At 72.1% G+C, this 20,091-nt stretch carries 16 protein-coding genes; 6 read left to right on the top strand and 10 right to left on the bottom strand.

Annotation, left to right across the window (positions count from 1 at the left end; genetic code table 11):
* The first annotated feature begins 30 nt into the window (after positions 1 to 30).
* Positions 31 to 906 (top strand): SDR family oxidoreductase, encoded by an 876-nt coding sequence (locus tag AB4030_RS03235; RefSeq protein WP_442277744.1) that lies wholly within the window; start codon positions 31 to 33, stop codon positions 904 to 906.
* 287 nt (positions 907 to 1,193) lie between these two features.
* Here AB4030_RS03235 and nirD read toward each other — a convergent pair whose 3' ends face one another.
* From nirD to AB4030_RS03260, 5 genes are read right to left on the bottom strand one after another with little or no spacing between them, the layout of a single operon-like run.
* The gene (gene nirD / locus AB4030_RS03240) at positions 1,194 to 1,616 is read right to left on the bottom strand and encodes a nitrite reductase small subunit NirD (RefSeq protein ID WP_442277745.1); all 423 of its coding nucleotides are present in this window, start codon (positions 1,614 to 1,616) and stop codon (positions 1,194 to 1,196) included.
* 18 nt (positions 1,617 to 1,634) lie between these two features.
* Positions 1,635 to 4,193: a nitrite reductase large subunit NirB gene (gene nirB, locus AB4030_RS03245; protein ID WP_442277746.1), complete on the bottom strand. Its 2,559-nt coding sequence runs from the start codon at positions 4,191 to 4,193 to the stop codon at positions 1,635 to 1,637.
* The gene (locus AB4030_RS03250) at positions 4,193 to 5,758 is read right to left on the bottom strand and encodes an FAD-dependent oxidoreductase (protein WP_442277747.1); all 1,566 of its coding nucleotides are present in this window, start codon (positions 5,756 to 5,758) and stop codon (positions 4,193 to 4,195) included. The genes nirB and AB4030_RS03250 overlap by 1 nt, the downstream gene beginning before the upstream one ends.
* The gene (locus tag AB4030_RS03255) at positions 5,755 to 7,899 is read right to left on the bottom strand and encodes a molybdopterin oxidoreductase family protein (RefSeq protein WP_442277748.1); all 2,145 of its coding nucleotides are present in this window, start codon (positions 7,897 to 7,899) and stop codon (positions 5,755 to 5,757) included. The genes AB4030_RS03250 and AB4030_RS03255 overlap by 4 nt, the downstream gene beginning before the upstream one ends.
* Positions 7,896 to 9,371 carry an MFS transporter gene (locus AB4030_RS03260; protein ID WP_442277749.1) on the bottom strand — a complete coding sequence of 492 codons (1,476 nt, stop codon included), beginning with the start codon at positions 9,369 to 9,371 and terminating at the stop codon, positions 7,896 to 7,898. Before AB4030_RS03260 ends, AB4030_RS03255 begins: the two co-directional genes overlap by 4 nt.
* 215 nt (positions 9,372 to 9,586) lie before the next feature.
* Between AB4030_RS03260 and AB4030_RS03265 the strand changes: the two genes are divergently transcribed.
* Positions 9,587 to 10,417, top strand: a complete 831-nt coding sequence (locus AB4030_RS03265; RefSeq protein ID WP_442277750.1) for an alpha/beta fold hydrolase — start codon at positions 9,587 to 9,589, stop codon at positions 10,415 to 10,417.
* 70 nt (positions 10,418 to 10,487) lie between these two features.
* On the opposite strand, the gene AB4030_RS03270 is transcribed toward AB4030_RS03265, so the two are convergent.
* Both AB4030_RS03270 and AB4030_RS03275 read right to left on the bottom strand, forming a co-directional pair.
* Entirely contained in the window at positions 10,488 to 11,192 is a 705-nt protein-coding gene (locus AB4030_RS03270) for a LuxR C-terminal-related transcriptional regulator (RefSeq protein ID WP_442277751.1), read from the bottom strand.
* Positions 11,189 to 12,610, bottom strand: a complete 1,422-nt coding sequence (locus tag AB4030_RS03275) for a sensor histidine kinase (RefSeq protein WP_442277752.1) — start codon at positions 12,608 to 12,610, stop codon at positions 11,189 to 11,191. Before AB4030_RS03275 ends, AB4030_RS03270 begins: the two co-directional genes overlap by 4 nt.
* A gap of 125 nt (positions 12,611 to 12,735) precedes the next feature.
* Here AB4030_RS03275 and AB4030_RS03280 point away from each other — a divergent pair, with 125 nt between their 5' ends.
* The 3 genes from AB4030_RS03280 to AB4030_RS03290 all read left to right on the top strand — a co-directional run bounded on the left by AB4030_RS03280 (position 12,736) and on the right by AB4030_RS03290 (position 16,850).
* Positions 12,736 to 14,118 (top strand): PspC domain-containing protein, encoded by a 1,383-nt coding sequence (locus AB4030_RS03280; RefSeq protein ID WP_442277753.1) that lies wholly within the window; start codon positions 12,736 to 12,738, stop codon positions 14,116 to 14,118.
* Positions 14,115 to 14,765, top strand: a complete 651-nt coding sequence (locus tag AB4030_RS03285; RefSeq protein ID WP_442277754.1) for a hypothetical protein — start codon at positions 14,115 to 14,117, stop codon at positions 14,763 to 14,765. The genes AB4030_RS03280 and AB4030_RS03285 overlap by 4 nt, the downstream gene beginning before the upstream one ends.
* A gap of 120 nt (positions 14,766 to 14,885) precedes the next feature.
* Entirely contained in the window at positions 14,886 to 16,850 is a 1,965-nt protein-coding gene (locus AB4030_RS03290) for a M13 family metallopeptidase (protein WP_442277755.1), read from the top strand.
* 51 nt (positions 16,851 to 16,901) lie between these two features.
* Here the strand turns inward: AB4030_RS03290 and AB4030_RS03295 are convergent, their stop codons facing one another.
* The 3 genes from AB4030_RS03295 to msrA form a co-directional block, all read right to left on the bottom strand.
* Positions 16,902 to 17,360, bottom strand: coding sequence for a GNAT family N-acetyltransferase (locus AB4030_RS03295; RefSeq protein WP_442277756.1), 459 nt, complete (start codon positions 17,358 to 17,360; stop codon positions 16,902 to 16,904).
* Complete coding sequence (locus AB4030_RS03300) at positions 17,357 to 17,821, bottom strand: SRPBCC family protein (protein ID WP_442277757.1); 465 nt, start codon at positions 17,819 to 17,821, stop codon at positions 17,357 to 17,359. Before AB4030_RS03300 ends, AB4030_RS03295 begins: the two co-directional genes overlap by 4 nt.
* 134 nt (positions 17,822 to 17,955) lie before the next feature.
* Positions 17,956 to 18,630 (bottom strand): peptide-methionine (S)-S-oxide reductase MsrA, encoded by a 675-nt coding sequence (gene msrA / locus AB4030_RS03305; protein WP_442277758.1) that lies wholly within the window; start codon positions 18,628 to 18,630, stop codon positions 17,956 to 17,958.
* A 180-nt stretch (positions 18,631 to 18,810) separates the two neighbouring features.
* Here msrA and AB4030_RS03310 point away from each other — a divergent pair, with 180 nt between their 5' ends.
* Positions 18,811 to 19,833 (top strand): GNAT family N-acetyltransferase, encoded by a 1,023-nt coding sequence (locus AB4030_RS03310; protein ID WP_442277759.1) that lies wholly within the window; start codon positions 18,811 to 18,813, stop codon positions 19,831 to 19,833.
* Positions 19,834 to 20,091: the final 258 nt, after the last annotated feature.

Genomic DNA, 20,091 nt, shown 5'->3' on the forward strand with positions numbered 1-20,091 from the left:
AGGGTGTCAGTCCCACCCGAAAGGAACGTCATGACCCTTCTCGTCACCGGTGCCAGTGGCCACCTCGGCCGTCTCGTCGTCGAGGCCCTCCTCGAGCGCGGCACGCCTGCGGCCCAGGTCGTCGCCATCGCCCGCACGCCCGAGTCGATCTCCGACCTCGCCGACCGTGGCGTCCAGGTGCGCCGTGCCGACTACGCCGACCCTGCGTCGCTCGACGCAGCCTTCGCCGGTGTCGACCGGCTCCTACTCGTCTCCGGCAGCGAGGTCGGTCAGCGGATCGCCCAGCACGCCAACGTGATCGACGCGGCGAAGCGTGCCGACGTCAGCTTCGTCGCCTACACGAGCATCACGCGCGCCGACACCTCCGACCTGGCCCTCGCTGCCGAGCACCGCGCGACCGAGGAGCTGCTCGCCGCCTCAGGTCTGCCTCACGCCCTCCTGCGCAACTCCTGGTACCTCGAGAACTACACCGGCCAGCTGCCCACGTTCCTCGAGCACGGCGTCGTCCTCGGTGCCGCCGGTGAGGGGCGCGTCAGTGCGGCGACGCGCGCCGACTTTGCCGCCGCCGCCGCCTTCGTCCTTGCAGGCGAGGACGGCCGCGGTCACGAGGGCGCCGTCTACGAGCTCGGTGGCGACAACGCATTCACGCTCGGCGAGCTCGCTGCGACGGTGGGTCGCATCGCCGGTCGCGAGGTCGTCTACCGCGACCTGTCGGTCGCGGACCTCACGGCGGCGCTCGTCGCCGCGGGTCTGCCTGAGGGGTATGCCGGCGTGCTGGCCGACAGCGACCGTGGGATCGCCGACGGGGCGCTGTTCACCGACACCGGCGACCTGTCGCGCCTCATCGGACGTCCCACGGCGGACCTCGAGGCCGCCCTCCGCGCCGCCCTGGTCACCACCGCCTGACCCACCTGACCCACCTGACCCACCTGACTTCTACTTCCACCGTCGAGAGGCCACGTGTGGTCGCTCCGCTCCGGTCGAGAGGCCAATCCTTGCCGTCGGACAACGGCAGGGATTGGCCTTTCGACGTGCGTCACCCGACCACACATGGCCTCTCGACGTGCGTGACGCGACCACACATGGCCTCTCGACGTGCGTCACCCGACCACACATGGCCTCTCGACGTGCGTGACGCGACCACACGTGGCCTATCGACGTGCGTGACCCGGCCACACGTGGCCTTTCGACGGTCAGGGGAGGGGGATGCCGATCCTCACGATCCCGTGCTGGACGCGGACGGCATACGTCGGCAGGGAGATGTCGGGGTCGTCGAGGGCGGCGCCCGTGCGCAGCGAGAAGACCTGCTTGAGCAGCGGGGAGGCCACCGTCGGCTCGCCGGCGCGGTCGCCCGTGAGGCCGCGCGAGATGACGGCGGCGCCGGCGTAGGGGTCGAGGTTGTCGACGGCGTAGATCATCCCGGTGGTGAGCAGGAACAGCGCCGCCTGCGCGCCACGGGGCAGGAGGACGGCCACGCCGCGGCCGGGGACGAGTCGGCCCACCGGGCAGGCCGACACCCACTGCCGTGCACCGGGAGGTGGCAGGATGCCTGGACGGATGACCGTGCGTGAGGTGGTCGACGCCGTGCCGCCGGGACTCATGGTGAGCGTTGTCATGGTGGGTTCCTCTGCGGCTCAGACGTTCTCGCGGACGCTGGGCAGACCGAGCAGGACCGGCACCTTGCGGGGGCCGGACTCGTCGAAGGTGACCGTCGGGTCGGCCTCTTCGGGCGCGTTGACGAACGACACGAAGCGCGAGAGCTTCTCGGGATCGTCGAGCACCGCCTTCCACTCGTCCTCGTAGCCCTCGACGTGTCGGGCCATCGCCGCCTCGAGGTCGTCGGCGATCCCGAGGGAGTCGTCGCACACGACGGCCTCGAGGTGGTCGAGGCCGCCCTCGAGCGAGTCGAGCCACGGAGCCGTGCGCTGGAGCCGGTCGGCGGTGCGGACGTAGAACATGAGGAAGCGGTCGATGTAGCGCACGAGGGTTTCGTCGTCGAGGTCGCTCGCGAGCAGACGTGCGTGCGCGGGCGTCTGGCCGCCGTTGCCGCACACGTAGAGGTTCCAGCCCCTGTCGGTGGCGATGACGCCGACGTCCTTGCCGCGGGCCTCCGCGCACTCGCGCGCACAGCCCGAGACGCCGAACTTGATCTTGTGCGGCGAGCGGAGCCCGCGGTAGCGGTGCTCGAGGTCCACGGCCATGCCCACGGAGTCCTGCACGCCGTAGCGGCACCACGCCGACCCGACGCACGACTTCACGGTCCGCAGCGACTTGCCGTAGGCCTGCCCCGACTCCATGCCGACGTCGACGAGGCGCCGCCAGATGGCCGGGAGCTGCTCGACGCGCGCACCGAAGAGGTCGATGCGCTGGCCCCCGGTCACCTTGACGTAGAGCCCGAACTCCTGGGCGACCTGGCCGATCGTGATGAGCTGCTCGGCCGTGGCCTCCCCGCCCGGCATCCGCGGGACGACGGAGTACGTGCCGTTCTTCTGGATGTTCGCGAGGAAGTGGTCGTTGCTGTCCTGCAGCGCGGCCTGCTCGCCGTCAAGAATGTGGTCGCTGCTCGTCGACGCGAGGATCGAGGCGACCGTCGGCTTGCAGATCTCGCAGCCGGTGCCCGTCCCGTAGCGTGCGATGAGCCCGGAGAAGGTGCGGATGCCCGTCGAGGCGACGATCTCGAAGAGCTCGGCACGGCTCTGCTCGAAGTGCTCGCAGAGGGCCTTGGAGAGCTCGACGCCCGAGTCGACAAGCAGCTTCCGGACCGTGGGCAGGCAACCGCCACAAGTGGTTCCGGCGTTCGTGCACCCCTTGATCGCAGCCAGGTCGCAGGCTCCCTCGGCGATGGCCCCGCAGATCGAGCCCTTCGTCACGTTGTTGCACGAGCAGATGACGGCATCGTCGGGCAGCGCGTCGGCGCCCAGCTCTGCACCTGCGGGGGACACGAGCGCGCCTGGGTCGCCGGGCACCTCGCGGCCGACGTACGCCTTGAGCGTGGTGTACGGCGAGACGTCCCCCACGAGGATGCCGCCGAGGAGAGTCCGGGCGTCGTCGCTGACGACGACCTTGGCGTAGGTGCCCTTCGTGGCGTCGGTGTGCACGATCTCGAGGGCCCCCGGCGTGGCACCCATCGCGTCGCCGAAGGAGGCGACGTCGACGCCGAGCAGCTTGAGCTTGGTCGACAGGTCGGCGCCGGGGAAGGTCGCCTCCCCGCCGAGGAGCCGGTCGGCGACCACCTCGGCCATCGAGTACCCCGGCGCGACGAGCCCGTAGCAGCGCCCCTCGACCGCGGCGACCTCGCCCACGGCCCAGACGTTCTCGTCGCTGGTGCGGCACGCGGTGTCGGTGATGACCCCGCCGCGCTCGCCGACGTCGAGACCGGCCGTGCGGGCGACGGCGTCGGACGGCCGCACGCCGGCGGAGAAGACGACGAGGTCGGTGAGCAGGGCCGTGCCGTCGGAGAGCTCGACCGCGAGGCGGCCGTCGTCCTGCGCCGCGATGGACTGCGTGCCTGCGCCGGTGTGCACCTGGACGCCGAGGTTGCTGATGAGGCCCTCGAGGACCGCGCCGCCACCCTCGTCGACCTGGAGCGGCATGAGTCGGGGTGCGAACTCGACGACGTGCGGCGTCAGACCCAGCAGGCGCAGGGCGTTGGCGGCCTCGAGACCGAGCAGTCCGCCACCGACGACGAGCCCGTTGGCCTCGCGGCCCTCTGCATGTGCCCGCTGCTGAGCCTTCTCGGCTGCGCGACGGATGCCGTCGAGGTCATCGAGAGTGCGGTAGACGAAGCACCCCGTCGAGTCGTGCCCCGGCACCGGCGGCACGAACGGGTAGGAGCCCGTGGCGAGCACGAGCGAGTCGTACGCGACGACATCGCCGGCGTTCGTGGTGACGGTGCGCGCCTGTCGGTCGACGTGCTCGGCGCGGGTGCCCAGCCGCAGGTCCACGAGGCAGTCACCCGCATACGAGTTGCCCGACAGAGCCAGGGCGCCCCGGTCCCATGCACCGACGTAGGACGACAGGCCCACTCGGTCGTATGCCGCGTCCGCCTCCTCGGAGAGGACGACGACCTTCCACGTGCTCTCCGTGTCCCGCGACCGGAGCGCCTCGACGAAGCGGTGGCCCACCATGCCGTGACCGACGACGACGACGGTGCGGGTGGCGGTGCCCGTTGCGTGCTCGGGGGTGGGGGACATCAGGCGGCTCCTTCGGTCAGGGCGGCGGGTGCCGACACCGGGTCGGGGGTCGTCGGGAGTGAGGGGTCGGTGGCCGGCTCGGACGAGCGCAGCCAGGAGCAGAGGCCGTCGACGGCGCCCTTGCACGAGCCGCAGCCGGTCGTGGCCCGCGTGGCCTCGGCGACACCAGCGACGGAGTCCGCACCGGCGCGGAAGGCGTCGACGATGGCCGACTTCGTCACCGTGTTGCAGCGACAGATGACGGCGGTGCCGGGCATCTCGGCCAGGTTCGCCGTCTCCGGGGCCCCGGAGCGGGTCACGGCGCGGCCGAGCATGAGCGCCAGACGATCCCGCGGGACGGCGGCGCCGGTGTCGTAGAGCTGGGTCAGCGCGCCGGCGGCGTCGCCGACGCCGAGCAGGATCGCGCCGACCAGCCGGTCCTGGCACAGGACGAGCTTGGCGTAGCGGCCGCGGCTCGGGTCGGTGAAGGTGAGCACCTCGTGGCCCGGGTCGTGGACGTCGACGTCTATGGTCCCCATGCTCGCCAGGTCGATGTCGTGGGCCTTGAGCCGGGTCAACACGCTCGTGCCCTCGTAGACGGCCTCGGGGTCGGTGCCGGTGAGCACGTCGGCGAGGACGCGCGCCTGGTCCCAGCCGGGCTGGACGAGTCCGGGCACCTCGTCGCGGTGCTGGGCGCACTCGCCGATGGCGTGGACGTGGGGGACCGAGGTGGCGAGCCGGTCGTCGACGACGACGGCCCGGTCGACCTCGAGGCCCATGGCCACGGCGAGGTCGGTGCGCGGGCGGACCCCAGCGGCGACGACCACGAGGTCGGCGGGCAGGGCCGAGCCGTCGCCGAGGACGACGTGAGCCGGCTCGCCATCGCAGCCTGCGTGACGAGCGGTGACGAAGTGGCCGAGGACGAGCCGCGCGCCGATGCCGCGGACGACGCGGGACAGGACGGCCCCGCCGTCGGCGTCGAGCTGGCGGTCCATCGGGTAGTCCTGCGGGTGCACGATGGTGACCTCGACACCGCGAGCGAGGAGGCCGCGGGCTGCCTCGAGACCGAGCAGGCCGCCGCCGAGAACGACTGCAGTGGAAGCGGACTCGGCCGCCTCGATCAGGCGGGCGCAGTCATCGACCGTCCTGAAGGCGACGACCCCGTCGGCCAGCACGGCCCCGGGACCGGGTGGGCCGGCATACAACCCCTCGGTTGGTGGGACGAAGCTCGTGCTGCCGGTGGCGAGGACGAGCTCGTCCCAGTCGACGACCCGCTCGCCCCCGTCGGACGCGAGGGCCGCCGCGCGGGCCGTCACGTCGACGGACGTGACCCGGGCACCGGGGACGACGTCGATGTGCCGGGCGGCCCACCAGCCGTCGGGCTTCAAACGTGTGTCGCGCGCGGTGATGCCACCGGCGACGACGGTCGAGAGCAGCACGCGGTTGTAGGCGGCGTGTGGCTCCTCGCCGACGACGGTCACGGCGAAACGCGTCGCGTCGGGGTCGCGGTGGCGGATCTCCTCGGCGACGCGCGCCCCGGCCATGCCGTTGCCGACGACGAGGACGTGCCTACGGGTGGGGTTCACGCGACGGCCTCCAGTCGGACGGCGCACGCCTTGAACTCGGGCATGCGGCTGGTCGGGTCGAGGGCGGCGTGGGTGAGCGAGTTGGCCCGCGCGTCGCCACCCCAGTGGAACGGCAGGAAGACGACGTCGGGGCGCATGTCCTCGTCGACACGCACGGCCGCCCGGGTGCGTCCCCGGCGGCTGACGACGTCGGCGAGGTCGCCGTCCACCAGCCCGACGGACCCCGCGGTGTCGGGGTGCACCTGGACGAACATCTCGCCGGCCGCCGCCGACAGCTCGTCGACGAGGCGGGTCTGGGCGCCGGACTGGTAGTGCTGGAGCACGCGACCGGTCGTCGCGACGAGGGGGTATGCGGTGTCGTCGGCCTCCGCAGGTCCGGCGTGGTCGACGGCGACGAAGCGCGCGAGCCCGTCCGGCGTCGCGAAGCGGTCGAGGAAGAGCCGGGGCGTGCCCTGCGGGCGCTCGGTCGTGCACGGCCAGTGCAGGCTCTCGCCGGCGTCGAGTCGCTCCCACGTCACAGCGGAGTAGTCAGCCGGTCCGCCGGCGGACGCGCGTCGGAGCTCGTCGAAGACGACCCGAGGGTCGGTGGGAAAGTCCGTGCTGCAATCGATCCGGGCGGCCAGCTCGCTCCACACGTCGAGCTCGCTGCGGCACCCGTCGGGCGCCGTGAGGGCCCGCCGCCGCCGCAGCACCCGGCCTTCGAGGTTGGTCAGCGTGCCCTCCTCCTCGGCCCACTGGAGCACGGGGAGGACGACGTCCGCGATCGCCGCGGTCTCCGACAGGACGAAGTCCGAGACGACGAGCAGGTCCAGCGCACCGAGCCGCTCGGTGACGACGCGTGCGTCCGGCGCCGACACGACGGGGTTCGAGCCGTGCACGAGAAGCACCCGCGGGCCACCGTCCGTCCCGAGCGCGGAGAGCAGCTCGAAGGCGCTGCGGCCGGGCCCGGGCAGGTCGGCCGGGTCGATGCCCCACACGGCGGCGACGTGAGCCCGCGCCGCGGGGTCCTCGATCTTGCGATAGCCCGGTAGCTGGTCGGCCTTCTGGCCGTGCTCCCGGCCGCCCTGGCCGTTGCCCTGGCCGGTGATGGTGCCGAAGCCGGTGCCCGGGTTGCCGGGCAGCCCGAGCGCGAGGGCGAGCGCGATGAACGCGGTGACCGTGTCGGTGCCGCTGGCGTGCTGCTCGCTGCCGCGGGCGGAGAGGATGTAGGCGCCGCGCTCGGTGTCGCGGGCCCGCGCCAGTGCCGCGACGGCGGCGCGCATCGTCGTCACCGCGACCCCGGTGACCCGCTCGACCCGCTGGGGCAGCCACTGCGCAGCAACGGGCCAGAGGTCGTCGAAGCCGGTGGTCCGCTCCTCGATGAAGCGGCGGTCGGCATACCCCTCGGTGACGGCGAGGTGGAGCATCCCGAGCGCCAGGGCCGCATCGGTGCCGGGGCGCAGCTGCAGGTGCAGGCCGCCGCCGTCGATCGCCCTGGCGGCGGTCGGGGTCAGGCGCGGGTCGGCGACCATGAGCCCGCCGGCGTCGGCTGCCCGCACGAGGTGGGTGAGGAAGGGCGGCATGGTCTCGGCCGGGTTGGCGCCGAGGAGCAGCACCGCGTGCGCCGAGCCGATGTCGGTGACCGGGAAGGGGAGTCCGCGGTCGAGGCCGAAGCACCTGATGCCGGCTGCCGCGGCGGAGCTCATGCACCACCGGCCGTTGTAGTCGATCTGGCTCGTGCGCAGCGCGACGCGAGCGAACTTGCCCAGCTGGTAGGCCTTCTCGTTGGTCAGCCCGCCGCCGCCGAAGACCGCCACGGCGTCCCTGCCGTGTGCCGACTGCGTCCGGACGATGGCATCGGCCACGACGTCGAGGGCTTCGTCCCACGACGCCGGCACCAGCTCGCCGCCACGGCGGAGGAGGGGGGTGGTGAGACGCGAGGGCGTGCGGAGCAGCTCCGCGCTCGTCCACCCCTTCTGGCACAGGCCGCCCCGGTTCGTCGGGAAGCGCCGCGGGCTCACGGTGAGGTCGGCGGCAGACGTCCCCGTCAGGGTCAGCGCGCACTGGAGGCCGCAGTAGGCGCAGTGCGTCGCGACGCCCACCCCCTCGGAGGGCGCGTTCCCGCCCAGCGGGGGCGACGGCATTCCCAGGTGCGTCGTCATCGGCGGTAGCGCACCTTCGTCAGCATGGCGGCGCCGACGTAGAAGAGGGTGAAGACGACGAACGCGGCCGTGGCCGAGTGGCTGGCGCCCTGGTACGACGCCCGCAGCCCGAGGTTGATGAGGACGCCGCCGAGGGCGCCGATCGCGCCGGCGATGCCGATGAGCGCGCCGGCCATCGAGCGGGACCAGGCCGTGCGCTCGATCGCGGGCCCGGGGACCGCGGCGGACTTCGCGTCGAAGAGGGCGGGGATCATCTTGTAGACCGAGCCGTTGCCGACGCCGGAGAGGACGAAGAGCAGGACGAAGCCGCCGATGAGGCCGCAGAGCTGGAGTCCGGTCGCAGCGCCGCGGGTCACGTCGTCGGAGCGCGCCGCGAGGGTCACGAGGACGCCCGCGACCGCCATGCCGACGAAGGTCCACAGTGTCACGAGGGCACCGCCACGGCGGTCGGCGAGCCGTCCACCCCAGACCCGGCTGACCGAGCCGAGGAGCGGGCCGACGAAGGCGATCTGGGCGGCGTGCAGGCTCGCGGTCGCGGCCTGCGCCGGCGTCGGCGCGGCGCCGCCCGTCAGCCCGGCGAGGAAGGTCTGGTTGAGCACCTGGCCGAAGGCGAAGCCGAAGCCGATGAACGAGCCGAACGTGCCGATGTAGAGCAGCGAGATGACCCACGAGTCGGCGTGCCGCAGCACCTCGAGCATCGCCTTGGGATTGGCCGTCTGGTGGTCGAGGTTGTCCATGGAGACCGCGGCGCCGATGCTCGCGACGGCGAGCAGGACGAGGTAGACGGCACAGACGACCTCGGGCCGGCGGTTGCCGAGCGTCGCGATGACGAGCAGGCCGACGAGCTGGACGACGGGGACGCCGATGTTGCCGCCACCCGCGTTGAGCCCGAGCGCCCAGCCCTTCATCCGCTGCGGGTAGAAGGCGTTGATGTTCGTCATCGACGAGGCGAAGTTGCCGCCGCCGAGACCGGCGAGGCCGGCGACGAGCAGGAACGTCGTCAGGGAGTGGCCCGGGTTGACCATGAGCCACCAGGTCAGCACCGTCGGGACGAGCAGCGCGAAGCCGCTGACGATGGCCCAGTTGCGGCCCCCGAAGAAGGCCGTCGCCATCGTGTAGGGCACCCGCAGGACCGCCCCGACGAGGGTCGGGACGGCGACGAGGACGAACTTGTCGGCGGCGGTGAAGCCGTAGACGGCCTGCGGCATGAAGAGGACCATGACCGACCAGATCGACCAGATCGAGAAGCCGATGTGCTCGGTCGCGACCGACCAGACGAGGTTGCGGCGCGCGACGAGCTTGTTGCCCGCCTCCCACGCCGCGGTGTCCTCCGGGTCCCAGTCGCGGATGACCCGCCTCGTCGGTGCGGTGAGGGCGCGGAACCGGCTCGGGCGTTCGGGCGCGAGGGGGGCAGCAGCGGCGACGGTGCCGGTCGTGCTCGGGCCGGGTGTGCTTCCGGTGGTGGTGCTCACAGGGTCTCCTCCTTGGCTGCGTGGGCCGCTGCGAGAGCGTGACGCCCACGCTAGGAAGGCGGTGTTGCACGGCGTCCGACCTGCGGTGACACCTCGGTTACATCCCTCTCACGGCCCTCGGGAGCGGCCGTGAGGTCCCGCACGGTGGCCCGATCCCGGCGCCTCACCGCCGACCGGAGGCGGTGTGAGACGGCCCGCCGCGTAGGCTCCGGGTCATGACCTCGGCTCCCGACCAGGCTTCGCTCAGCACCCTGTCCGTCGGCACCGCAGGCCCGCGCATCGCCTTTCTGCACGGCCTCTTCGGCCAGGGACGCAACTGGAACCAGATCGCCAAGGCCGTCAGCGGCCCGGACGGCACGGACGCGCGCTGCCTGCTCGTCGACCTCCCCGACCACGGCCGGTCGCCGTGGTCCCAGGAGTTCTCGCTCGACGCGTACGCCGACGCCGTGGCCGGCACGCTGCGCGCCGCCGGTGAGGGGGAACGGTGGGCGGTCGTCGGTCACTCGCTCGGCGGCAAGGTCGCGATGGTGCTTGCCCTGCGCCACCCGGAGCTCGTCGACCGGCTCGTCGTCGTCGACATCGCTCCCAAGGGCTACGGCTCCCTCGAGCGGTTCGAGGGCTACATCCGCGAGATGCAGAGTCTGCCCCTGGGTGAGGTGACGAGCCGCGGCGACGCGGAGGCCCGCTTCACCGAGCCGGACCCCGGCGTCAAGGCGTTCCTGCTGCAGAACCTGCGACGGGACGGCCAGTCGTGGCGCTGGCAGGTCAACCTCGACCTCATCGCCGGCGACGCGGCGCTCGGGGTGGACTCACGGATCGCGGACTGGCCGGATGCCGTGGACGAGCTCCCGGCATACGAAGGCCCGGTGCTGTGGGTCGCCGGCGGCGACTCGCGCTACGTCAAGCGCGAGGACGGCGACCGCATGCGCCGGCACTTCCCGCGGACGCGGCTCTTCACGATCAAGGGCGCCGGCCACTGGGTGCACACCGACGCCCCCGAGATCATCGTGACGGCCCTGCGCCGCTTCCTCGCCAGCTCCGCCTGAGCCGCCGGTTCGATGTATGGGCGCGGCCTCTGCGTCGCGCGAATACATCGAACCGCAGGGGAGCGGGGTGTCAGAGGAGGCGGCGGCCCATCGCCCAGGCGGTCAGCTCGTGCCGGCTGCTGAGCTGGAGCTTGCGCAGCACCGAGCTGACGTGCGTCTCGACTGTCTTGACGGAGATGAAGAGCTCCTTCGCAACCTCCTTGTACTGGTAGCCGCGGGCGATGAGGCGCATCACCTCCCGCTCCCGTGCCGAGAGCCGGTCGAGCTCCTCGTCGATCTCGGCGACCTCGCCGGCGGCCGCGCCGAACGCATCGAGGACGAAACCGGCGAGGCGCGGGCTGAAGACGGCGTCGCCGTCGGCCACCCGCCCGATCGCGGTGAGCAGCTCCTCGGCGTTGATCGTCTTGGTGACGTAGCCGCGGGCGCCGGCCCGGATGACGGCGATGACGTCCTCGGCGGCGTCGGACACCGAGAGGGCGAGGAAGCGCACCGGCACCGCAGCCCTCGACTGGACGCCGGCGCACGCACGGATGACGTCGGCGCCGCCGTGCCCGTCGCCGCCGGGCAGGTGGACGTCGAGGAGCACGACGTCGGGCTGCTGCTCCTTGATGACCTGCACGGCCGACTCGACCGCACCGGCCTCACCGGCGATCTCGAGCGTGAACGCGCCGGGTCGCGGCGTCGCCGCGAGGGAGGTCAGCTCGGCGCGCACGCCGGTGCGGAACATGTGGTGGTCGTCGACGATGACGATGCGGATGGTCCGCGGGTCGGTCATGGAGCCTGCTCCTGGGTCTGGGGGTCCGGCGTGCCGGCGGCCGTGGTGCTCTGGGTGGCGGGAGTGGGGGATGCGGCGGGCGGTGCTGCGGGCGAAGGCGGCTCGGTCTCGGTGTGCTGGCCCACAGGCAGGCGCAGCTCGACCTCCGTGCCGTCGGCGCGCCGCCGGATGCGGGCCGTGCCGCCGTGGCGCTCCATGCGCCCGATGATCGACTCACGCACGCCGGCGCGGTCGTCGGGGACCTTGTCGAGGTCGAAGCCCGCGCCGTGGTCGCGCACGAACGCCTCGACGGCGTCGGGGCCGACCTCGACGTAGGTGCTGACGGGCGGGCTCGCGTGGCGCACGGCGTTCCACGTCGCCTCGCGGACGGCCTTGACGAGCGCGTCGAGGTGCGCGTCCATCGGCCGGTCGCCGGTGACGACGAGCTGCACCGGCACTCCGTGGAGGTCCTCGACCTCGCCCATCGCGGCGGTGAGGGCGGCGCCGAGCGTGCCGGCGCGCGCGTCCTCGTCGTAGAGGTAGCTGCGCAGCTGGCGCTCCTGCGCGCGGGCGAGGCGGGCGACGGTCGCGGCGTCGCCCGACTGCCGTTGGATCAGCGCCAGGGTCTGCAGCACCGAGTCGTGCAGGTGGGCGGCGATGTCGGCGCGCTCGGTGGCGCGGATGCGGGCGGCCTGCTCGAGGCGCAGGTTGCTCCAGAGGCGCAGGATCCACGGCGCCGACAGGACGACGACGCCGACGAGGGCGGCGAGCACGGCTCCGGCGACCTGCCACAGCTCGGTGAGGTTGGTGCCCTGCACGAGCAGGCCGACGAGCCCGAGGATGGTGAGGCCGAGACCGACGACGAGCCAGATCCAGCGGACCGGGCGACGCGTGCCGAGGGTGTCGGTGTCGTCGAGCTGGGACCAGAAGAAGATCGCCCCGATGACGATCGCGACGACGGGCAGGATCACCTCGGGGTGCACGTCGAGTCCGGCGCTGCCGAACCACAGGGCACCGGCGACGGCGATGGCCGCGACGCCGAGGAGGGTGAGGAGCACGGCCTGGTTGCCGCTGCGCAGCCAGGTGCGCAGGCCCGCAAGGTCGACGTGGTGCCGGGAGCCGGTCGTCGGCGTCGATGTTGCCGTGCCTGTCGTGCCCGCCGTGCCTGCCGTGATCGCGGGGTCGACGTCGCCGACCTCGCGCATGGTCGCCCACAGGAAGACGTAGACCGCCAGGCCGGCGCCGAAGGGAATGGTCGTCAGCACGAGCGCGACGCGGACCGCGACGACCGGGATTCCCAGGTGGGCGGCCAGCCCTGCGGCGACCCCGGCGACGACCTTGCCCTGTCGCTGGCGCACGAGCGGTGGCCGCGGCGTCGTCCGCCACGAGGCTCCCGCGGGACGCGCGGGGCCGGTTCCGTTCTCGTATGCCGTCTGCACCGTCCCATCCTGACCCACCCCGGTGGGTCTGGGCGACCATCCGCGCACTCTTTGGGGGTCGCGTCAGGGTGCGCTCAGGGTCGACCCTCATGGTCGGGGGAGAGCGGGCGAGCCAGTCTGATGGCATGACGAAAAGCAATGACGCCCCCAGCCAGGGGCAGGGACACGGGCAGGGACACGGGCAGGGACACGGCCTGGACGGTTTCTACACCGCCCTGCGGCGCCCGGGGATCGTTCGCCAGTCGAACGGTCGGTGGTTCGCCGGTGTGGCCGCGGGCGTGGCCCGGTGGCTCGGTGTCGACCCGCTCGTCGTGCGAGCAGGTTTCATCCTCTTCTCGATCTTCTTCGGGATGGGGCTCGCCCTCTACCTCGTGCTGTGGCTGCTCATGCCCGACGAGCGCGGAGAGATCCACATCGAGCGAGCTCTCAAGCACGGTGAGGGCAGCTCGATCTTCCTGCTCGTCGTCACGGTGATGGCCGTCCTCGGCGGCGGTCCCTGGTGGGGAGGGGACACCCGCGGCTTCCGCTTCTTCGGCTTCGCGCTCCTCGTCGTCGGGGCCTGGTGGTTCCTCACGCGCACCGGCACCGGCCGCGAGCTCATGGCGCAGGCACCGTGGAAGAACCAGGGCGCCACCACGCCCGGGGCGAGCACCGGTCTCGACCCGGTGACCGGTGAGCCGCTCACCCCGCCCGCTGCCGGCGCGGCGTCCCCGCACCCCGGCCCGGCGACTGCCCCGGCCACGGCATACGGCTCGACCGGCAATGCGGCGGCCAACGTCGGCGCCACCCTGGCGGCACCACGTCCGCCGGCCCCGACCCCGGTGCGGGAGCGGACCCCCTCGATCGGCTTCGCCGGCGGGCTCCTCGTCCTCGGCCTCGCCATCGTCACCGGTGTCGTCATGTCGACGATCGCCCAGGCTGCAGGCTGGTCGGGCCACCACGTGGCCATCGGGATCGCCTCGGGCCTCGGCATCCTCGGCCTCGGCATCCTCGTCGCCGGGATCGCCGGCCGGCGGTCGGGAGGCCTCGCGTTCTTCGCCGTGACCGGGATGATCGCAGCGGCCGCCACGACCGCGGCCCCGGTCGGCCTCTCCCAGCCCTGGCAGGCGGGCGACCGCAGCTACACGGTCACGTCGATGACACCGGCACCAGCGTTCGAGCTCGCGATCGGACAGATGAGGGTCGACCTCAGCCGCTCGGACTGGAATGCGACTCCCGGACAGGACACCGTCACGGCCACGATGGGTGTGGGCGAGCTCGATCTCGTCGTCCCGGAAGGGGTCCCGGTCGTCGTCAATGCGAAGGCGCGTGCAGGGGAGATCCTCGCGACCGGTCCGTCGGTCGTCGGTGAGGGGATGCGTCGCCTGGGACCCGACCAGCTCCAGTACGACGGCACCGGCTGGCAGCAGCAGGTGACGTTCGGGCCGTCCGCGTCGCGCCCGGCGATCGTCGTCAACGCCGAGGTCGGCGTCGGCCAGATCAAGATCACGACGAGGAGCGCGTCATGACCGGCCCGACGACCGACCCGACCGACCCGACCGACCCGACCGACCCGACCGGCCCGACCGGCCCGACCGACCCGACCGAACCGACGAAGCGCGCAGCGGAGACGAGAGACATGAGCAGCAACGACACCCCCGACCCCACGGTGGAGTTCCGCGACCCGACAGCGGACCCGGCGGTCGACCCGGCGGTCGACCCGGCGGTCGACCCGGCGGTAGACCCGGAGGAGACGACGACGATCCCCGCCATGACGACGCAGGCGCTCCCGGCCGCGACGCCCTTCCAGGTCCAGCCTGCGAGCCCCGTGCCCGACGACGCGATCGCCGAGGAGGCGCGGCTGCCGCACCTGTCTCCGCCCGGGTCACAGCCCGACCCCACGTGGCCGGCGCCCGTCCTGCCCCAGGCGTCCCCCCAGCCGGCCCCGCAGCCTGCCCCGCGCCCGGTGCTCGTCACGGTCCGCAAGGGTCCGCGGCCGGGGTCGATCATGCTCGGTCTGCTGTCGATGCTCGTGGCGGCCTACGTCCTCGTGGCCAACCTCACCGACGCGGACCTCAGCGTCCGGATGGTCGGGCCGATGATGATCGGTGCGCTCGGCGGCATGCTGCTCCTCGTCGGGCTCGCGGGTGTCGTGGCGGGCCGGCTGCGCCGCTGAGCCCGGGGGCGCGCCCCACGGCATACGTGCTCGGGCCGTCCCCGCACGACGGTCGGTGCCCCTGACTAGGCTCGGCGTACGCCCGCCGGTCAGGTCCGGCACTTGCAGTGGGGAGAGAACGTGCTCAGAAAGTCCGGCATCAGCCTCGAGGCCCTCGACCGGTCGACCCGGCCCCAGGACGACCTCTTCAGGTTCGTCAACGGCACCTGGCTCGACACGACGGAGATCCCGGACGACCGAGCCCGCTTCGGCACCTTCGACATCCTGCGCGAGGAGTCGACGGCACGGGTCCGCGACCTCATCGAGGAGGCGGCACGCGCCGAGGAGGGCGCGCCGGGCACTCCCAAGCGGCAGGTCGGTGACCTCTACGCGAGCTTCACCGACACCGACCGGATCGAGGAGCTCGGGCTCGCTCCGCTGCAGGCCGTGATGTCGGAGGTCGCGGCCGTCGACAGCATCGAGTCGCTCGGAAGGGCCCTCGGCCGGCTCGCGCGCGACGGCGTGGTCGGGGTCCTGCAGCACTTCGTGTCACCCGACGAGCGCTCGCCGGAGGACTACGTCGTCTACCTCGAGCAGGGCGGGCTCGGACTTCCCGACGAGTCCTACTACCGCGAGGAGAAGTACGCCGACATCCGGACGGCCTACGTCGCCCACATCGGCCGGCTGCTCGGCCTCGCCGGCATCCCGGACGCCGAGGCCAAGGCCACCCGCATCATGACGCTCGAGACGCTTCTCGCGGCGTCGCACTGGGACACGGTGGCCAACCGCGACGCGATCAAGACCTACAACGCGCACACCATCGACGAGGTCATGGTGCTCGCGCCCCAGTTCCCTTGGCACGCTTGGCTGTCCGGGCTCGGCGCGCCGGCGGGTTCGTTCGACAAGGTCGTCGTCCGCCAGCCGAGCTTCGTCACCGGTCTCGGCGCGGCGCTCGAGTCGGTGGACGTCGCCGACTGGCGCTCGTGGCTGACGTGGCACGTGCTCTCGGAGTTCGCCTCGCTGCTGCCGCAGTCGTTCGTGGACGAGGACTTCGACTTCCAGGGCCGCACGCTCTCGGGCCAGCCGGAGAACAAGGAACGGTGGAAGCGTGGTGTGTCCGTCGTGGAGGCCTGCGTCGGAGAGGCAGTCGGGCAGCTCTACGCCGAGCGGTGGTTCCCGCCGGCAGCCAAGGCCCGCATGCAGGAGCTCGTCGGCAACCTCGTCGAGGCCTTCCGCCGGTCCTTCTCCTCGCTCGAGTGGATGGGGCCTGACACGCGTGCGCAGGCGATCGACAAGCTCGACGCGTTCACGCCGAAGATCGGCTACCCCGACGTGTGGCGTGACTACTCCAGCATCGAGATCGACCCAACCGATCTCGTCGGCAACGTCCGGCGCAGCACGGCGTTCGAGGTCGACCGCAACCTCGCGAAGATCGGCCAGCCGATCGACCGCACCGAGTGGTTCATGCTGCCCCAGACGGTCAACGCCTACTACATGCCGTCGATGAACGAGATCGTCTTCCCGGCCGCGATCCTGCAGCCGCCGTTCTTCGACCTCGAGGCCGACGACGCCGTCAACTACGGCGGTATCGGCGCCGTCATCGGTCACGAGCTCGGGCACGGCTTCGACGACCAGGGCTCGCGCTACGACGGCACGGGGGCACTGCGTGACTGGTGGACCTCGGCCGACCGCGAGCGGTTCGACGCGCTGTCCCAGCGGCTCATCGAGCAGTTCGGCCAGTACACCCCGGCCGGGCTCTCCGAGGACCACAAGGTCAACGGCGGCCTGACGGTCGGCGAGAACATCGGCGACCTCGGTGGCCTGCAGATCGGCTACTCGGCCTACCGCATCGCCACCGAGGACGGCGAGATGCCCGAGCTCGACGGCTTCACAGGACCTCAGCGGTTCTTCATCGGGTGGGCCCAGGTCTGGAAGGGCAAGGCCCGCGAGGCCGAGGCGATCCGGCTGCTCGCCGTCGACCCGCACTCCCCGCAGGACGTGCGGGGCAACGCCGTGCGCAACGTGACGGAGTTCCACGACGCGTTCGGCGTCAAGCCCGATGACGCGATGTGGCTCGACGAGGACCAGCGGGTCCGCATCTTCTGAGCGGCAGCGCGACCGCACGACCGACCCCGTGGGCAGCGCCCGCGGGGTCAGTCACTCGTCGAGCTGCAGCTTGAAGCCGACGTGCGAGGCCGTGAAGCCGAGCCGCTCGTAGAAGCGCCGCGCGTCGGTGCGGCTGGCGTCGCTCGTGAGCTGGACGAGCGTGGCGCCGAGCCGCCGCGACTCGTCGACCGCCCAGGTGACCAGCTCGGTCCCGAGACCCGACCCGCGTTCGTCCCGGGCGATGCGGACACCCTCGATGATCGAGCGGGTCGCGCCGCGTCGGGACAGCCCGGGGATGACGCTGAGCTGGAGGGTCCCCACGACCGTCCCCTCGCGCTCGGCGACCACGAGGTGCTGTCCCGGATCGGCCACGACGCGGTCGTATGCCGCGTCGTACGTCACCGGGTCGTCGAGGTCCTCGCGGGCCGCGCCGAGCGGATCGTCGGCGAGCAGCGCCACGACCGCCGCGACGTCGTCACGGGTCGCGGGCCGGATCACCAACGGGCTCATGGGTTCTCGGCGGTGCGCTTGAGCTGGGCGAGCCCCTTCTCGAAGTCGGGCCCCACGATCTTCTCCATCGACCAGACCTTGCTCATGAGGCGCATGACGACGTTCTGCGGTCCGGTCATGGTCCACTCGACGTGGGTGCCGTCACCGGCGGGTGTCAGCGTGAAGTCGACCCGGTTGTGCGCCTTCATCGGCGCGGCGAAGTGGAGGTCGACCGCGACGTGCTGCCGCTCTGACTCGAGGATCTCCATGCGGCCCTCGCCGGCCTTGCTGTTGCCGCGCCAGGCATAGACGGCGCCGACGCCGGTCGGGGAGCCGGTGTAGGTGCGCTCCATCGCGGGGTCGATGCCCTCCCACGGTGACCACGCCTGCCACTCGTGGAAGTCGTTGACGAGGGCGTGCACGCGCTCCGGCGGAGCGGCGATCGTCGTCTCGCGGCTGAGGTGGAAGCTCTTGTCGGCCATGGCGGCATCCTGTCACCCTCGGCGGTCGCACGGGCTCCGGACGCACGGCGACCGGACCGGTGCTGGGTCGGCCAGACGACGCGGATGCGCCCGCCCCGAGCGGGTGGGCGCATCCTCTCGTGGAGCGAGCGGGGTCAGGCGGGCGGCGCGATGTCCTGCTGCGCAGGCAGCTGGTCCTGGCGCACGATGCCGACCGGGCACGTCATGCCGTTGGGCCCGTGGTTGCAGTAGCCGCCGGGGTTCTTGTGCAGGTAGCCCTGGTGGTAGTCCTCGGCGAGGTAGAAGGGGCCGGCGTCGTCGGCGGAGCGGATCTCGGTCGAGATCTGCCCGTAGCCGTTGTCGTCGAGCACCTTCTGGAACGACTCCTTGGTGGACTCGGCCGCGAGCCGCTGCCCCTCGGTCGTCCAGTAGATGGCCGATCGGTAGGCGGTGCCGATGTCGTTGCCCTGCCGGTTCGCCGTCGTCGGGTCGTGGTTCTCCCAGAACGCCTTGAGCAGCAGCTCGGGGCTCGTCCGGGTGGGGTCGTAGACGACGCGGACCGTCTCGGCGTGTCCGGTGAGGCCGGTGCACGTCTCCTCGTAGGTCGGGTTGGGTGTGTAGCCGCCCATGTAGCCGGCCGCGGTCGAGACGACGCCGTCCTGCTTCCAGAAGATCCGCTCGACCCCCCAGAAGCACCCCATCGCGACGTAAAGCACCTCGGAGCCGTCGGGCCACGGGCCCTCGATCGGCGTGCCGAGCACGACGTGGGTGGGATTCACGGCGAACGGGCGTTCCGCGCGGCCCGAGAGGGCTTCCTCGCGGCTGGGCATCTGGGACTTCCTACCGAATCCGAACACCATGCCAGTGTCACATCCTTGCTGCCGGGAGCGTCTTACGTCCCTGTAACGTCCGCGCCCGCTCCCGTATGCCTGACTGATTGCGTATGCCGTGTGGCGGGCTCCGACAATTCGCTCGCCCCCCGGGTGGGCGGGCCGACAGAATCTGGCCCCGTGGACGACGACTTCGAGATCCGACCCATCGACGTGCTCGACCCGGACCAGGACGGTGCCGCTCGGGAGTGGATCGGTGTGCATGCCTCGATCCAGCGAGAGCTCTTCGGTGACCGGGGGAGCGAGTGGCCGCTCGAGGAGCTGCAGGCGCTGCATCGCACGGGCACGAAGAAGCGCGTCGACCTCGCCGCCTGGGCCGGGAACCGCGTGGTGGGTGCCCTGGAGGTCCAGCTGCCGCTGCTCGACAACACCGGTGCGGCGATGCTGTGGCTCTCGGTGCGAGCCGAGGCGCGGGGGCAGGGCATCGGCTCGGCGCTGCTCGCCGCGGCCGAGCGGATCGGGATCGAGAACGGTCGCTCGGTCTTCTTCGCCGAGACGGAGTGGGCCGGGGACGGGCAGGACGCCTCGGAGAGCTTCGCCACGACCCGCGGCTACACCGTCGGGATGACCGTGCTGCGCAGCGAGATGGCGCTGCCCGCAGACCGCGCGGCGCTCGCGGCGCTCATGGCCGGGGAGGGCCCCGACGGCTACGCGCTCGAGGGCTACGTCGACGACATGCCGACGGAGTGGCTCGACGACCGGGCCGTCCTGCAGCAGCGGATGAGCACGGACGCCCCCACGGACGACCTCGCCCTCGAGGAGGAGGCCTGGGACGCGATCCGCCTCCGGGAGCAGCAGGAGCGCCTGCGGTCCGCCGGCCGGCGGATCGTCGAGACCGTCGCCCGGCACGTGCCCAGCGGGCGCATCGTCGGTTTCACCCAGGTGTCGGTCTCCGCGAGCGAGCCGGAGCTGGCCTACCAGCAGGACACCCTCGTGCTGACCGAGCACCGTGGGCACGGACTCGGGCTTCGCCTCAAGGCGGCGAACGCCCTGCGGGTCATGGACGAGCTGCCGGGAGTGACGGCGGTCCGCACCTGGAACGCCGCCTCCAACGTGCACATGCTCGCGGTCAACCGGCGGCTCGGCTACACCGTCGACGGCTACAGCCGGGAGTGGCAGAAGGTCAGGGATGCAACCGAATGAGCCTGCAGGTCAAGGAGATCGCATCAACGAGCGGATCGGCTTCGCCGTCACCGGATGGATGCGGGAGTGGGCGAAGGAGCTCTGAGCGGGGGCGGTAGGGGTCGCAACGGGTGGAGTCGTGGTGAACCGTCGACGGCGCTGCGACGTCATGGGGGACAGGTACTAGGACCAAAGCCCGATGGTGCCTGCCCGTCCCGAGGCCGCACGGTGGACCCACAGCATCCGCTGACCCGCCCACCTCACCGTGAAAGGTCCATC

Origin of the sequence: Terrabacter sp. 2YAF2, assembly GCF_052114705.1 — a bacterium.
Classification (GTDB): Bacteria; Actinomycetota; Actinomycetes; order Actinomycetales; family Dermatophilaceae; genus Terrabacter.

Bases quoted from the DNA above. Each gene is read 5' to 3' on its own strand.
- AB4030_RS03235 (WP_442277744.1), top strand. From the start codon at position 31: ATGACCCTTCTCGTCACCGGTGCCAGTGGCCACCTCGGCCGTCTCGTC.
- nirD (WP_442277745.1), bottom strand. From the start codon at position 1,616: ATGACAACGCTCACCATGAGTCCCGGCGGCACGGCGTCGACCACCTCA.
- nirB (WP_442277746.1), bottom strand. From the start codon at position 4,193: ATGTCCCCCACCCCCGAGCACGCAACGGGCACCGCCACCCGCACCGTC.
- AB4030_RS03255 (WP_442277748.1), bottom strand. From the start codon at position 7,899: ATGACGACGCACCTGGGAATGCCGTCGCCCCCGCTGGGCGGGAACGCG.
- AB4030_RS03265 (WP_442277750.1), top strand. From the start codon at position 9,587: ATGACCTCGGCTCCCGACCAGGCTTCGCTCAGCACCCTGTCCGTCGGC.
- AB4030_RS03270 (WP_442277751.1), bottom strand. From the start codon at position 11,192: ATGACCGACCCGCGGACCATCCGCATCGTCATCGTCGACGACCACCAC.
- AB4030_RS03280 (WP_442277753.1), top strand. From the start codon at position 12,736: ATGACGAAAAGCAATGACGCCCCCAGCCAGGGGCAGGGACACGGGCAG.
- AB4030_RS03285 (WP_442277754.1), top strand. From the start codon at position 14,115: ATGACCGGCCCGACGACCGACCCGACCGACCCGACCGACCCGACCGAC.
- AB4030_RS03295 (WP_442277756.1), bottom strand. From the start codon at position 17,360: ATGAGCCCGTTGGTGATCCGGCCCGCGACCCGTGACGACGTCGCGGCG.
- AB4030_RS03300 (WP_442277757.1), bottom strand. From the start codon at position 17,821: ATGGCCGACAAGAGCTTCCACCTCAGCCGCGAGACGACGATCGCCGCT.
- msrA (WP_442277758.1), bottom strand. From the start codon at position 18,630: ATGCCCAGCCGCGAGGAAGCCCTCTCGGGCCGCGCGGAACGCCCGTTC.